Annotated in this window: 11 protein-coding genes and 4 pseudogenes; 10 read left to right on the forward strand and 5 right to left on the reverse strand. The window is 53.5% G+C overall.

All coding sequences use genetic code 11. The features are described 5' to 3' along the window. Positions 1–252 precede the first annotated feature (252 nt). A complete protein-coding gene (locus ACTBDZ_RS08650) occupies positions 253–828 on the forward strand; it encodes an aminodeoxychorismate synthase component II (RefSeq protein ID WP_438815020.1) in 576 nt (191 codons plus the stop codon). A gap of 124 nt (positions 829–952) precedes the next feature. Continuing rightward, positions 953–2,176, forward strand: a pseudogene (gene argD / locus ACTBDZ_RS08655) (bifunctional acetylornithine/succinyldiaminopimelate transaminase). Between the two features lie 66 nt (positions 2,177–2,242). Here the strand turns inward: argD and crp are convergent. Continuing rightward, complete coding sequence (gene crp / locus ACTBDZ_RS08660; protein WP_012764006.1) at positions 2,243–2,875, reverse strand: cAMP-activated global transcriptional regulator CRP; 633 nt, start codon at positions 2,873–2,875, stop codon at positions 2,243–2,245. 316 nt (positions 2,876–3,191) lie between these two features. Between crp and ACTBDZ_RS08665 the strand changes: the two genes are divergently transcribed. After that, positions 3,192–3,599 carry an OsmC family protein gene (locus ACTBDZ_RS08665; RefSeq protein WP_438815021.1) on the forward strand — a complete coding sequence of 136 codons (408 nt, stop codon included), beginning with the start codon at positions 3,192–3,194 and terminating at the stop codon, positions 3,597–3,599. 26 nt (positions 3,600–3,625) lie between these two features. Here the strand turns inward: ACTBDZ_RS08665 and ACTBDZ_RS08670 are convergent, their stop codons facing one another. The 3 genes from ACTBDZ_RS08670 to ACTBDZ_RS08680 form a co-directional block, all read right to left on the reverse strand. Next, entirely contained in the window at positions 3,626–4,495 is an 870-nt protein-coding gene (locus tag ACTBDZ_RS08670; RefSeq protein WP_438815022.1) for a phosphoribulokinase, read from the reverse strand. A 110-nt stretch (positions 4,496–4,605) separates the two neighbouring features. After that, positions 4,606–4,833, reverse strand: a complete 228-nt coding sequence (locus tag ACTBDZ_RS08675; protein ID WP_196908059.1) for a YheU family protein — start codon at positions 4,831–4,833, stop codon at positions 4,606–4,608. After that, positions 4,830–5,813, reverse strand: a complete 984-nt coding sequence (locus ACTBDZ_RS08680; protein ID WP_438815028.1) for a hydrolase — start codon at positions 5,811–5,813, stop codon at positions 4,830–4,832. Before ACTBDZ_RS08680 ends, ACTBDZ_RS08675 begins: the two co-directional genes overlap by 4 nt. A 162-nt stretch (positions 5,814–5,975) precedes the next feature. Between ACTBDZ_RS08680 and ACTBDZ_RS08685 the strand changes: the two genes are divergently transcribed. Beyond that, on the forward strand, positions 5,976–6,578 hold the full coding sequence (locus ACTBDZ_RS08685) for a LysE family translocator (protein WP_438815023.1): 603 nt from the start codon (positions 5,976–5,978) through the stop codon (positions 6,576–6,578). A gap of 170 nt (positions 6,579–6,748) precedes the next feature. Here the strand turns inward: ACTBDZ_RS08685 and ACTBDZ_RS08690 are convergent, their stop codons facing one another. Beyond that, a complete protein-coding gene (locus ACTBDZ_RS08690; protein ID WP_438815024.1) occupies positions 6,749–8,656 on the reverse strand; it encodes an ABC transporter ATP-binding protein in 1,908 nt (635 codons plus the stop codon). Positions 8,657–8,789: 133 nt separating this feature from the next. On the opposite strand from ACTBDZ_RS08690, the pseudogene kefG reads away from it, so the two are divergent. The 6 genes and pseudogenes from kefG to ACTBDZ_RS08720 all read left to right on the forward strand — a co-directional run. Continuing rightward, a pseudogene (gene kefG, locus ACTBDZ_RS08695) lies at positions 8,790–9,344 on the forward strand (glutathione-regulated potassium-efflux system ancillary protein KefG). After that, positions 9,344–11,156 (forward strand): annotated as a pseudogene (gene kefB / locus ACTBDZ_RS08700) (glutathione-regulated potassium-efflux system protein KefB). Before kefG ends, kefB begins: the two co-directional pseudogenes overlap by 1 nt. Positions 11,157–11,185: 29 nt before the next feature. Next, positions 11,186–11,383, forward strand: a complete 198-nt coding sequence (locus ACTBDZ_RS08705; RefSeq protein ID WP_438815025.1) for a YheV family putative zinc ribbon protein — start codon at positions 11,186–11,188, stop codon at positions 11,381–11,383. A gap of 92 nt (positions 11,384–11,475) precedes the next feature. Continuing rightward, positions 11,476–12,054, forward strand: a complete 579-nt coding sequence (gene slyD / locus ACTBDZ_RS08710; protein ID WP_438815026.1) for a peptidylprolyl isomerase — start codon at positions 11,476–11,478, stop codon at positions 12,052–12,054. Between the two features lie 471 nt (positions 12,055–12,525). Further along, positions 12,526–13,846, forward strand: a pseudogene (locus tag ACTBDZ_RS08715) (MFS transporter); the annotation flags it as partial. Between the two features lie 386 nt (positions 13,847–14,232). Continuing rightward, positions 14,233–14,818 (forward strand): fumarylacetoacetate hydrolase family protein (locus tag ACTBDZ_RS08720; RefSeq protein WP_438815027.1); only part of this gene is annotated, 586 nt, incomplete at its 3' end.

The following is a 14,818-nucleotide window of genomic DNA, read 5'->3' on the forward strand; positions in this document are numbered from 1 at the left end:
TTCAGTATTGGTGACAGACCACCACAAGTATCCAACCTCAATTCTGTTCACAAGACCATCGTTGATGTTCTCGGCGAGCGATACCGTCGAATTTATTCTTAAAGTAGGTGCGGAATGACGGCTCTAATATAATCTTGTAACTTTGCGGGCTGCTAAAGTGGCCCGCATATATTCTACTCATCAGCATTGACTCTTTCGCAAAGGAATGGGACAAGTAGAAAATCGGTTCTTTATTATTGGTCAACTTCCCCCATGCTACTACTCATCGACAACTACGACTCCTTCACCTACAACCTCTACCAGTACTTTTGTGAACTGGGCGCAGAGGTGTTGGTTAAACGCAACGACGCCCTGACGTTGGCGGACATTGAAGCGCTGGCCCCTACGCATCTGGTGATCTCCCCCGGTCCTTGCACACCGGATTACGCGGGTATTTCTCTGGCGGCGATTCGCCATTTTGCAGGCAAACTGCCCATTCTGGGCGTGTGTCTCGGCCATCAGGCGATGGGGCAGGCATTTGGTGCGCGCGTGGTGCGGGCGCACCAGGTGATGCATGGAAAAACCTTCGTAATACAGCACACCGGGAGCGGCGTTTTTAGCGGGTTGGCGCTGCCATTAACGGTGACGCGCTACCACTCTCTGGTGATCGATCCCGCTTCTTTGCCCGCCGAGTTTGACGTCACGGCCTGGACAGAGCGTGAAGGTGAGCGTGATGAAATCATGGGAATACGCCACCGTACCTTGCCGTTAGAAGGGGTGCAGTTTCACCCTGAGAGCATTCTGAGTGAGCAAGGGCATCAATTGTTGCAGAACTTCCTTAATACCTGAGGTTATCAGCATCGGTTGCGATAAAACGGACTGTCATAACGCGCTATTTTATAACCTTGCGTATTGATTTTTTATGCATATTTGATGATTATATTTTCACTTTAAGCGGTGTGGACGAAAGCAAATGACAACAGATTCAAAGGCGGTAACGCGGGCGACGCATGACAAAGTGATTCTACCCGTATACGCACCGGCGCAATTTGTGCCGGTTAAAGGCAAAGGTAGCCGCGTATGGGATCAGCAGGGGCGTGAGTATATCGACTTTGCCGGTGGGATTGCTGTAACGGCATTGGGTCATTGCCACCCGGCGCTGGTGGCGGCGTTAAAGCAGCAGGGCGAAACGCTGTGGCACACCAGCAATATCTTCACCAATGAGCCAGCGCTGCGTCTGGCCAGCAAACTGATAGACGCCACCTTTGCCGAGCGCGTGTTCTTTGTTAACTCTGGTGCGGAAGCCAACGAAGCGGCTTTCAAGCTGGCTCGTCACTATGCGATTAAGCGCCACAGACCGTATAAAACCAAAATTATTGCGTTCTACAATGCGTTTCACGGCCGCACCTTGTTCACTGTCTCGGTCGGTGGTCAGGCGAAATAAGCCGATGGCTTCGGACCAAAACCAGCCGATATCGTGCACGTGCCATTCAACGATCTGGCTGCAGTAAAAGCGGTGATGGATGACCACACCTGCGCCGTGGTGCTGGAACCGATTCAGGGCGAGGGGGGCATTACACCGGCCACGCCGGAATTCCTAAAAGGCGTGCGTGAGCTGTGCGATCAGCATCACGCTCTGCTGGTGTTTGATGAAGTGCAAAGCGGCATGGGGCGTTCCGGCAAGCTGTTTACCTACATGCACTATGGCGTGACACCGGATATTCTCACTACGGCGAAAGCGTTGGGCGGCAGTTTCCCCATCAGCGCCATGCTGACCACTGAAGAAGTCGCCTCTGTGATGACCGTCGGCGTACATGGCACCACCTACGGCGGTAACCCGCTGGCTTGTGCGGTGGCTGAAGCAGCATTGGACACCATCAACACCCCGCAGGTGCTTTCCGGTGTACAAGCGCGCCACGAGCGCTTCGTCTCGATTCTTCAGGCGATTAATGAAGAGCACGGTATTTTTGAGCAGATTCGCGGTATGGGACTGCTGATTGGCGCAGAACTGAAGCCGAAATGGCACGGTCAGGCGGGCAAGTTCCTTGCCGCTGCCGCAGAGCAAGGCGTTATGGTGCTAGTCGCGGGGCCTAACGTGGTGCGTTTTGTGCCGTCGCTGGTGATTGATCTGGAAGATATTGATCAGGGCATGGCGCGGTTCGCGCGGGCGGTCGAAGCCGTGGTGAAAGCAGGGTAGCGTAGGCTCGTCAAAAGCACGCTGCGCAGCGCGCAACGTGCTTTTGCCTAAACGGCGCTGGTGATATCAGCGTGTGCCGTACACCACGATAGTTTTGCCGTGTGCCGAGATCAGATTCTGATCTTCCAGCATTTTCAGAATACGGCCTACCGTTTCGCGGGAACAACCAACAATCTGACCAATTTCCTGACGCGTGATCTTGATTTGCATCCCATCCGGGTGCGTCATGGCATCGGGCTGCTTCGCCAGGTTCAACAGTGTCTGCGCGATGCGGCCCGTAACATCCAGGAAGGCCAGATTGCCCACTTTCTGGGAGGTCACCTGGAGGCGACGCGCCATCTGTGAGGAAAGACGCATCAGAATATCCGGGTTGACTTGGATCAGTTGACGGAATTTTTTATAGGAGATTTCAGCGACTTCACAGGCAGTTTTTGCCCGCACCCATGCACTGCGTTCCTGGCCCTCTTCGAACAGGCCCAGTTCCCCAATAAAATCCCCCTGGTTGAGGTAGGAGAGGATCATTTCCTTGCCTTCTTCATCCTTGATCAGCACAGCCACTGAGCCTTTCACGATGTAGTAAAGCGTTTCTGCCTTTTCACCTTGGTGAATCAGCGTGCTCTTCGATGGATACTTGTGAATATGACAATGAGAAAGGAACCATTCAAGAGTCGGGTCTGTCTGAGGTTTGCCGAGAACCATTCGCTGTTATCCTCTGTTGTAATTCACTGCGCAAATTACAGGGTTCAGAGTTCCCTGTACGGCGTATTAACGTGCTAGTAGTAAAAATTCCGTGTTGGCGGACTGACGTCAGGGAATATACTGGCCTCTGTATGGCGACGTCACGACCCGTTCTTACCGTCAGTATAAAACTGAAGGAACGGATTCTATTCCTGTTTGTAACACAGCTTGACGAGCCTGTCTCGTGTTGTCTCGCTTCAGCATGATTAAGCTCTAGTTATCGGCGGTTTTTATATATAACAGTGAGTAATTTTCAAATAAATTTGAGGAGTTGTGGATGCAAGCGCGCGTAAAATGGGTCGAAGATCTGACCTTTCTCGGTGAGTCGTCATCCGGGCATCAGATCCTGATGGATGGCAATGCTGGCGATAAAGCTCCCAGTCCGATGGAGATGGTGTTGATGGCGGCAGGAGGCTGTAGCGCCATTGATGTGGTGTCCATTTTGCAAAAGGGTCGCAATACTATTACCGGATGTGAAGTCAAATTATCCTCGACGCGTCGTGAAGAAGCGCCGCGCCTGTTTACCCATATCAACCTGCATTTTGTCGTCACGGGCGTGGGGTTGACGGATAAAGTGGTTGAACGGGCAGTATCGCTGTCGGCGGAGAAGTATTGTTCAGTGGCGCTAATGTTAGAAAAGGCGGTGAAGGTTACTCACAGCCACGAAATCATCGCTGTCGCATAGTTTTATGGCGGGCTGTGTGTTTTATCTCAGCCCGCGCTACGCCCTTCTGCCAGCCGTTTTACCAGCGGTGCCATGATCAGTTCCATGGCGAGTCCCATTTTTCCCCCCGGCACCACCAACGTATTGATGTGTGAAATAAACGAGCCTTGCAGCATGGCCAGTAGGTAGGGATAGTCAATATGCTCGACGCCCTGGAAATGGATCACCACAAAGCTCTCGTCCAGCGAAGGGATCGCCTTGGCTGCAAAGGGGTTTGAGGTATCGATAGTCGGTACGCGCTGGAAGTTGATATGGGTGCGAGAAAACTGCGGTGTGATATAGGTGATGTAATCCTCCATGGAACGCACCACTGAATCCATCACGGCTTCACGTGAGTGACCGCGTTCGTTGATATCGCGAACCAGCTTTTGAATCCATTCCAGATTGACGATGGGGACCACGCCGACCAGTAGGTCAACGTGCTGGGCAACATCGTACTGGTCGGTGACCACCGCGCCGTGCAGACCCTCATAAAACAGCATATCGGTAGGATGCTGCATCGGCTCCCATGGAGTAAAGGTGCCGGGCACTTGATTGTAGGGAATCGCCTCATCGTAGGTGTGCAGGTATTTGCGTGTTTTTCCGGTACCGTTGCGGCCATATTCGATAAACGCGTGTTCAAGCAAGCTGAAATCGTTGGCCTCTGGGCCGAAATAGCTGATATGGCGGCCTAAATCTTTCGCTTTACGAATTGCCATGTCCATTTTTGGCCGGGTATAACGGTGAAAGCTATCGCCTTCCAGTGAAGCGGCTTTTATCTGCAACTGCTGGAAGATCTTCCTGAACGCGAGGCTGGTCGTGGTGGTGCCTGCTCCACTGGAGCCGGTAACGGCAATGATCGGGTGTTGTTGCGACATGCGGTTGCACTCCGTCGGATTAGGCGTTTGACTAACATGGCTCTCACTGTATAACAGACCCAGTGACGCAAGACGACCCCCCGCGCGTCAGGAAACGATGATTTATCACGTTACGGCGTATTTTCGTTTAGCTGGGTGCGCGGCATGATATTCAGCGTTTCATGCAGCTCTGACCACACCAACACCACGTCTCCCGAGGCAAGCTGGCGGCGAATATCCCTGACTTTTTCCTCCAATGAGCGTTCCTGCTCGCCGTAATCCGTGCCTTCACGTAACACAAAGGACTCAATAATATTTTGCAGCGTATCGCTATCAAGCTGCTGCCAGGGAATCATCATGCTGTTGCCTCTGCGGTGTCCGCCGATAGAAAGCGCGTGAACCAGGCCGGAATGCGTTGTTCCAGCCACATTTCCGGTTTCAGTAATGTACCGCCGACAAACCCGACGTGCCCGCCGTGCGCTGTCAGTTGGTATTCGATAGTGTCGGGCAGGTGGCTGATATCCGGGATCACCTCGGGTGTCATGAAAGGATCGTCCTGCGCATGGATGATCAGCGTCGGCGTACGAATGGTGGGCAGCAACGCCAGTGCACTGCACTGATGGTAGTAGTCGGCAGCATTCTGAAAACCATGAATACGGGCGGTGATCGCATCATCAAACTCACGCAATCCCTTTATACGTTGCAACTGTGCCGGGATAATCGGTAACGAACCCGGATAGCGTGCCAGCTTACGCTGGGCATTCTGCTTTAACTGTCCGACCATATGGCGCTGATAAATAAGGGAAAATCCCTTTTCGATCCTGCGGCTACAGGCGTCGAGATGAAACGGCGCGGAGACTATCGCCGCAGCGGAGAGCAACCGGGCTTCTTCCCGTTTAGCCAGCATATTGCCGCCCAGAGAAATGCCGATGGCAGCAGTCGGTGCTTCGCCTAGCGTATCCCGCATCCAGCGCAGCAGATAGCTGCCATCATCGGTTTCACCAGAATGGTAGATACGATTCAGACGGTTGGGACGGCCTCTACAGCCTCGAAAATGCATAATCACCGCCAGCCAGCCTTGCTCACGGCACGCTTGTAACAAACCGTGCGCATAGGGGCTGTGAAAGCTGCCTTCCAGAGCGTGAAACAGCACTACGCGGGGTTTGTGGCGCGCGCCTTGCGGCGCTTCGCTCCAGGCCAGATCGACAAAATCGCCGTCAGGCAGATCGAGTTGTTGCCACACCGGCTGCAAACGGGCACGGCGGCGAATCAAGCGCGGCAACAGCGTTTGTACATGCGGGTTATCAGCCCCTCGTAACGGGCGAAATGTTGAGGACAACATGGGAATCGAAACGACCTCGGGAAATAATTGTGCGATATTCATCACACTGCGCTAACCTGCTTGCGCCGCTCAGCGAGCATTGCTGTGTAACAGACAGGCTAACGTTCAGTCAGGTCAATAAATCATACCGCAACGGTGGGGACAAGGGGCAGTCAAAACGTGGAACAGGGCTTATTTTTATCGATGTTGGCTTTTCTCTGGGTGGCGGCAATCACGCCTGGCCCGAATAACATGCTGCTGACGACCTCCGGTGCCAACTTCGGCTTTATGCGATCGCTGTGGCTGATGGTGGGTATCATGCTCGGCATGCAGAGCATTTTACTGCTGGTGGCATTTGGTGTGGGCGGCATGATCCTGCTCTATCCTTCGTTGCACCTGATACTTAAAGTGTTCGGCAGTCTTTACCTGCTATGGTTGGCGTGGAAAATTGCGACGGCGGCCTATGAGCGGCTTGAGGCCAGTGCACCGCCGCCGCCGCCGCTGCGACTGTATCAAGGCTGGCTGCTTCAATTTCTGAATCCTAAAGCCTGGCTAATGGCGCTGGGATCGGTCGCAAGTTTCAGTCTGGCGGGCAGCGGCTATAACCATTCGGTGCTGCTGATAAGTTTTGGCATTGTGTTGGTTAACCTGGTTTCTGGCGTTATTTGGCTGGGCTTCGGCACGGCAATTGGCCGCTTGTTGCGTAGCCGCAAAGCATGGGTGATTTTTAACGTCTCGATGGGGGTGCTAACAGCGGCCTGTGTTCTGTTGATCTGGCACTAGCGGAGCCAGCTCGTCATCCTCGGCGTAGGCCGAGGATCTCTTACAGCAGAAACGCGTTTTGTCTGTGGGAGATTCCCGCCTTCGCAGGAATGACGGAGGTAGCGGGAATGACTGAGGGGAGCGGCGTGCTACCTGAGAAAGCGAGAGTTGCCGCTCTCGGTTGGGGCCAACTACCCTTCATTCATTATCTGTTCTAGCTGCTCTTGCGCGTCCAGCCAGGCCATCTCTGCCTCTTCCTGTTCGCTTTTGAGTTTGGCCTGCTGTTGCAGGCATTCCGTCAGTTCGGCTTTGCGACTTTGGTCGTACAGTTCGCTGTCCGATAAGCGCGCTTCGATTTTTGCCAACGCATCGGAGAGCTTCTCCATCTGCTGCTCATACTGAGCAATATTTTTACGCAACGGTTGGGTTTGGGTGCGCAGCTCCGCTTCGCGCCGCTTTTGATCTTTGCGTGCCTGTGCGTTGTTGGTTGAGGCGGGCTTATCGACGGATTCAGCGGCGCTGTTTTGGCGCTGCACGTCCGTCAGCCATTGCTGGTAATCTTCCAGATCGCCATCAAACGGCTCCACTTTGCGATCGTGTACCAGATAGAGATCGTCCGTGGTGGATCGGATCAGGTGTCGATCGTGGGAGACCACCACCAGCGCGCCTTCGAAATCGATCAACGCTTCTGTCAGTGCCTGACGCATGTCCAGATCGAGATGGTTGGTCGGTTCATCGAGCAACAGCAGGTTAGGGCGCTGCCACACGATCAATGCCAGCACCAAACGGGCTTTTTCACCGCCTGAGAAACGCTCGGTCACTTCCGTCACTTTGTCGCCCTGAAAACCGAAGCCGCCGAGATAATCGCGCAGTTGCTGCTCGGTTTCCCGCTCTGCCAAACGGACCAGATGTTGCAGCGGGGATTCATCCGCACGCAGAAACTCAAGCTGATGCTGGGCGAAATAGCCGAGCTTGACGCCCTTCGCCAGCCCGATTTCGCCGTGCAACGGGGCCAGCTCGCCCGCTAGCAACTTGATCAGCGTCGATTTACCGGCACCGTTGTGCCCCAGCAGGCCAATGCGTGAACCCGGCACCAGATTGAGCTTGATGGATTCCAGAATCAGTTTGTCACCGTAGCCTGCGCTCACCTTCTCCATGCGCAGCAACGGGTTCGGCAGCGACTCTGGCGCACGGAAACTGAAACGGAACGGGTTATCGACGTGTGCCGGGGCAATAAGCTCCATGCGCTCCAGCATTTTAATCCGGCTTTGCGCCTGCTTGGCTTTGGTGGCCTGTGCGCGGAAGCGATCGATATAGTGTTGCAAGTGCGCCACGCGCTCTTGCTGATGCTCATACAACGCCTGCTGCTGCGCTAAACGCGTAGCGCGCTGGCGTTCGAACGAGGAGTAGTTACCGGTGTATTCGAACAGCGTCTCCTGCTCGATGTGCAGGATCTTGTTGACGATAGGATCGAGGAAGTCGCGATCGTGGGAGATCAGTACCAGCGTTCCCGGATAGCTTTTCAGCCATTTCTCCAGCCAAATCACCGCATCCAGATCGAGGTGGTTGGTCGGTTCGTCGAGCAGCAACAGATCGGAGCGGCAAATCAGCGCTTGGGCCAGATTAAGGCGCATACGCCATCCGCCGGAAAAATCACGTACCGGCTGCTGCAATTGGGCCTGGGTAAAGCCAAGGCCATCGAGCAGGCTGGCGGCGCGCGCCGGAATACTCCAGGCTTGAATCGCATCCAGCTTGCCGTGTGCACGGGCGATGGCGTTACCATCGTTAATGTCGTTGGCGTTCTGAAGTTCAGCTTCTAACTGGCGAAATTCACGATCGCCGTCAATAACATAGTCAATGGCAGGCACATCCAGCGCGGGCGTTTCCTGATTGACCCATGCCAGTGCCCAGTTATTCGGAAACGTGGCGCTGCCGCCATCGGCACCGATCTCGCCTTTTAGCAACGAGAGTAGCGTGGACTTGCCGCAGCCGTTTTTACCGACTAATCCAACCTTCTGGCCTGGATTGATGGTGGCGGTGGCGTTATCAAGCAAGACACGCACGCCGCGCCGAATTTGCAAAGCGGAGAAAACAATCATAAAGCGTCACATGTTCAGAGTATGTTAAATTATCACGGTTATCTCGGGACCGAGAACGTCCTGTTTGTCGTATCGTTATCGCGCAGCATGGTAGCGGAAAACCGCGCTCATGACGACGCTTTGGAGGGGAATGATGTCGCAGCCACCGAAGATTTTGCTGCTGTATGCCCATCCGGAATCGCAAGACTCGATAGCCAACCGGGTTTTGCTACAACCGGCGCACCAGTTAGCCCATGTTACCGTACACGATCTGTACGCTCACTATCCGGACTTTTTTGTTGATATTCACTACGAGCAACAGCTGCTGCGCGAACATCAGGTGATTGTGTTTCAGCATCCACTCTATACCTACAGTTGCCCGGCGCTGCTAAAGGAGTGGTTTGACCGCGTGCTGTCGCGCGGGTTTGCCAATGGTATTGGCGGTAATGCACTGGCGGGCAAATATTGACGTTCGGTAATCACCACGGGTGAGCCGGAAGAGAGCTATCACCTGGAAGGTAATAACCGCTTCAGTATGGAAGAGGTGCTGCGTCCGTTTGAAATGACGGCGGCCATGTGTCGTATGCATTGGCTACCGCCGCTGATGGTCTATTGGGCGCGCAGGTTGCCCGCCGATGTGCTGGCAAGCTATGCCGAGGCGTATAGCGAATGGCTGGCATCCCCGCTACCCAAAATGGAGGGTGAGTGATGGAGAGTTCCCCCCTGCTGAGTGCGGGCATTCTGTTTTTGTTTGTCGCTGTACTGATGGTACCTATCGCCAGCCGATTGGGCATTGGTGCGGTATTGGGGTATTTGATTGCCGGTATCGCCATTGGTCCTTGGGGGCTGGGCTTTATCCGCGATGTTGACGCTATCCTGCATTTCTCTGAGCTTGGCGTGGTGTTCCTGATGTTTATCATCGGGTTGGGGCTGAATCCGCAAAAGTTATGGACATTACGGCGATCCATCTTCGGGATTGGTGCCGCGCAGGTTGGGTTCAGCGCGGCGGTTCTTGGCGGCTTACTCTACCTGACCGGCTTTTCCTGGCAATCGGCGCTGATTGGTGGCGTTGGGTTGGCAATGTCTTCCACCGCGATGGCGCTGCAATTGATGCGCGAGAAAGGAATGAACCGCAGCGAATCCGGCCAGTTGGGTTTCGCAGTGCTGCTGTTTCAGGACTTGGCAGTCATCCCCGCTCTGGCGTTGGTGCCGGTGCTGGCCGGTGTGCAGGGCGAAGTGACCGACTGGAAAGACGTTGCCATCAAGGTCGCGGTCTTTATCGGTATGTTGATCGGTGGACGCTATCTGGTACGTCCGCTATTCCGCTTTATCGCCGCCTCCGGCGTGCGTGGGGTGTTTACCGCCGCGGCGCTGCTGCTGGTGCTTGGCTCTGCGGTCTTTATGGATGCGCTGGGCTTCTCCATGGCGTTGGGCACCTTTATCGCAGGCGTGTTGCTGGCGGAAAGTGAGTATCGCCACGAGCTGGAAATTTCCATCGAGCCTTTTAAGGGATTGTTGCTCGGACTGTTTTTTATCTCCGTCGGCATGGCACTCGATCTGGGGGTGTTGTTTACCCATATCGACGAAGTGTTGCTGGGCGTATTCCTTCTGGTCACGGTGAAGGGCATTGTGTTGTACGTGTTGGCACGTGTGAATCGGATGCGGCGTTCTGAACGGCTTCAGTTTGCCGGGGTGCTGAGTCAGGGCGGGGAGTTTGCGTTTGTGCTGTTTTCTGCGGCAGCGGCACACAGGGTGCTACAGGGCGAACAGCTTCCGTTGCTGCTGGTCACGGTAACCCTCTCCATGATGACCACGCCGCTGCTGATGCAGGGGATAGACCGCATTCTGGCGCATCGTTATAACGCCACGGAGGAGCATGACGAAAAGCCCTATGTGCAAGATGACGAGCCGCAGGTGATTATTGTCGGGTTTGGGCGTTTTGGGCAGGTTATCGGGCGCTTGCTGATGGCAAACAAAATGCGCATCACGGTATTGGAACGTGATATCAGCGCCGTCAGCCTGATGCGCAGCTATGGTTACAAAGTGTATTACGGTGATGCCACTGAACTGGAACTGCTGCGGGCGGCCGGCGCTGAACAGGCGCGCGCGATTGTAATCACCTGTAATGAGCCGGAAGACACCATGGCCATTGTGCACCTGTGCCAAAAGCATTTTCCCAATCTGGAAATTCTGGCGCGCGCGCGGACGTGTTGAAGCCCATGAATTATTGCAGTCTGGTGTCAAACATTTCGCGCGTGAAATCTTTTCGAGTGCGCTGGAACTGGGGCGTAAAATGTTGACGTCGGTGGGGATGCATTCTCATCAGGCTTATCGGGCACAGCAGCATTTTCGGCGCTTGGATATGCGCATGCTGCGTGAATTGATGCCGATACGTCAGGGAGATGCCGATGTGGCGCAGGTTTCGCGCGTCAAGGAAGCGCGGCGGGAGCTGGAAGACATTTTCCAACGCGAAATGCAGCACGAGCGCCGTCGTCTGGATGACTGGGATGAGTACGAATAGCATGAGTCGCGTGCAGCGAGGAAGGCAAGATGCAACGTAAACGGTTTATCGCGGGTGCCGTGTGTCCTCAGTGTCAGGCGCAGGATACGCTGGCCGTAGGGCAGGAAGATCAAGTAGATGTGGTCACCTGTGTCAAGTGCGGCTATCGACAGCGGCAGTCAGATCCGCCGCCTGCTGCGCCAGAGCGGCAGGGCGAGCATATCATCGGCATTTTTCATCCTGATTGATCGGTGGGGCATTTTTTTATCCCAGACGGTACATGGGGATTTTTTTCAGCTACAATTTGCGCCAGTTTTGATTTCCAACGGTAGGAGATGTCATGAAAGTTGCAAAAGATCTGGTGGTCAGCCTGGCCTACCAGGTACGTACAGAAGATGGTGTATTGGTTGATGAGTCTCCGGTGAGCGCACCGTTGGACTACCTGCACGGTCACGGTTCCCTGATTTCTGGCCTGGAAAAAGCGCTTGAAGGCCGCGAAGTGGGTGAGAAGTTTGACGTTGCTGTTGGCTCTAACGACGCCTACGGCGAATATGACGAAAGCCTGGTGCAACGCGTGCCGAAAGACGTCTTTATGGGCGTTGATGAGCTGCAAGTGGGCATGCGTTTCCTGGCTGACACCGATCAGGGTCAGGTACCGGTTGAGATCACCGAAGTGGAAGATGACCACGTGGTGGTTGACGGTAATCACATGCTGGCAGGCCAAAACCTGAAGTTCAATGTGGAAGTGGTCGCTATCCGTGAAGCCACGGAAGAAGAGATCGCACACGGTCACGTACACGGCGAGCACGATCACCATCATGAGCACGGTGAAGGTTGCTGTGGCGGTCATGGTCACGACCACGATCACGAACACGGTAAAGGCGGCTGCGGCGGTCACGGCGGCTGCGGTTGCCATTGATTTTCGGCGTATGCCCGTGAGGCGTGTCCTTACCGTTACAAACCCGGAGTGCCAGGCGCGGCCGGGTTTTTTTCGTGTTACAACCAGCGCCATTAGCACTGAACGTGTTGATTTTAACCATCTTTCATCGTGTTATTTTCGCATCGCGCTTTCCTGCTTTTCTGCCCAACTAGGGATGTTCATCACATAACCGGTTAAAAGCCTCTGAGGGCTTATTGACACTTATTGGTGCTTTGGCGAACAATATGCAAACGTTCCCGATAACGTTATATTAATAAAATGCACCCTAGAACATCCAGGAAAGAGAACCTCTACCATGATCAACATGAATATCGAGTTACGTGGCCTGAACCCTACATCCTTCACGCCCCTTCATCGTGATGCTGAACTGCCGCGCGTTGGCTAATGGCATGCAGAGCCGTTGTGCAAGCGTATCGCGGCTAACACACTATCCTTTTTGGAGAACAAACTATGTCAACGCATGACATGAGTGCCGGTGTGATCAATGCAAACGCCAGTACTGTCGCCGCAAGCGGGACATCCAATGCCGAATTGGTCGCCCGTCTTGAACGAATGCCGATCACACGTCAACTGCTGACCATACGCGTGGTGGTCGGTCTTTCTACCTTTTTTGATGCTTACACCGTACTGGCTATCGCCTTCGCCATGCCACAGCTCGCCGCGGAATGGGGGCTAAGCGCAGCAGATATCGGCCTGATTATTGCTGCCAGCTATGTTGGGCAACTGTTTGGTGCCGTTTTCTTCGGTTCTCTGGCCGAGAAAATCGGACGATTGGGCGTGTTGAAGATCACCATCATCCTGTTTGTGATCATGGATGCGGCCTGTCTGTTTGCCTGGAGTGGGCTGTCGATGATGGTTTTCCGCTTTTTGCAAGGGGTGGGGATTGGCGCGGAAGTGCCCGTGGCGAGTTCCTATATCAATGAATTTGTTGGTGCCAAAAAGCGTGGGCGCTTCTTCCTGCTGTACGAGGTGATTTTCCCCATCGGTATGATGTTTGCAGGAATTGCGGGATATTTTTTGTTCCCTGTTTATGGCTGGAAAGCCATGTTCATCGTCGGTCTTATTCCGTCGATAATCACGGTTCCCCTGCGTTGGCTAATGTCTGAATCGCCGCGTTGGTTAGCCTCGAAAGGCCGTTTGGCCGAAGCCGATAAAGTGGTGAGTAAACTGGAAAACGAGGTGCTGCGTCGTGGGGGAACGTTACCTGAACCGGTTATTCGTACTATAGAGAAAAAAACCGTTGCCAGTGAAGGGTGGCGTGAGCTGTTTACCGGCATCTACCGCAAGCGGACCTTCACCATTTGGGCGCTGTGGGTGTGTGGCTATATGATTAACAACGGTCTGGTGACCTGGCTGCCTACGCTTTACAAAAGTGTATTCGGATTACCGATTCAAACGGCACTGGCTTACGGTTTGGACGACATCGGCGTTTGGGGTGTTAGCCTCGATCGTTTGTGCATTGTCGATTGATAAGGTTGGGCGCAAGGCCTGGTATGCCACTGCTTTCCTGCTGGCGATTGTGCCACTGGTTACCCTGACGGTACTGGGCGCAACCAATCCGTTGCAAATTGTGGTATGTGCCACTGCGGCTTATGCCATATTGCAAACCATAACTTTCTCGCTTTACCTCTATTCTTCAGAGCTTTACCCAACGCGATTGCGTGCGATTGGTACCGGTTTGGGCAGCGCCTGGCTGCGCGCCGGTTCTGCTGTGGGACCGATCCTGGTTGGGTTTATTGTCGGCAACTTTGGTATTCGCTACGGCTTTGTTGAATAAATAGATTTTATGCTGGCAGCCAAGTGAAACGACGGATCCTCGCAACGCAAAATCATGCAGTTAGGCCTCATGAGAAAACTGTACACCTAAGATGACAAGCATTTTCTACCAAAACTGGCATAGAAAAACAGCATGATTACCTATTATTCAACAAAGCCATTCGCTACGTGTTTATCGCTTTTGCGCTGATTGCCCTGATAGGGGCGGTAGTGAAAATGCGTTATGCCATTGAAACAAAAGGTAAAGTGCTAGAGGAGTTGTCACCGTAGCCGAATGAAGGTGGATAAATTCCGAATTGGCGCTCGGAATATGCGTAGCCCGTGCTGCGCATATTCCGGCTGGCAGGCAGTGCGCACTGTGTTTCACCGTTGAGGTATAAAATGAAATTAGCAAGTTTTAGGGTCGGCCAGAAAGAAACCTATGGTTTAAAGGTAGAAAAGGGGATTGTCGATTTAGGCAAAAGGTTAGGCGCGCGTTATCCCGATCTGCGGGCATTGATTGAAGACGAGGGTATTGCTGATGCCCGACGTTTTTTGCAGGCCAAGCCTGATTATCAAGAAGAGGATGTGGTGTTTCTTCCGGTGATTAATAATCCGAGGAAAATTTTCTGTGTCGGAATGAACTATGCGGAGAAACGTGCCGAGTTTGGTGAAATGAATTCGGCCCCTACATTATTTATTCGCTTTCCAGATTCTCAGGTTGGGCATAATTGCGATGTGGAAAAACCCGCTCAGTCAAACGAATTTGACTATGAAGGGGAACTGGCTGTCATCATCGGGAAACGAGGAAAGGAAATTTCAGCATCAAACGCTTTCTCTCATATTGCCGGATACAGTTGCTATATCCGTCATTCCGCACCTACTTTAAGAATAAATTCGACGGTATCGCTCGCCGAGAACATCAACGATGGTCTTGTGAATAGAATTGAGGTTGGATACTTGTGGTGGTCTGTCACCAATACTGAAC

This window comes from Symbiopectobacterium sp. (genome assembly GCF_051710365.1).
Lineage (GTDB): Bacteria > Pseudomonadota > Gammaproteobacteria > Enterobacterales > Enterobacteriaceae > Symbiopectobacterium.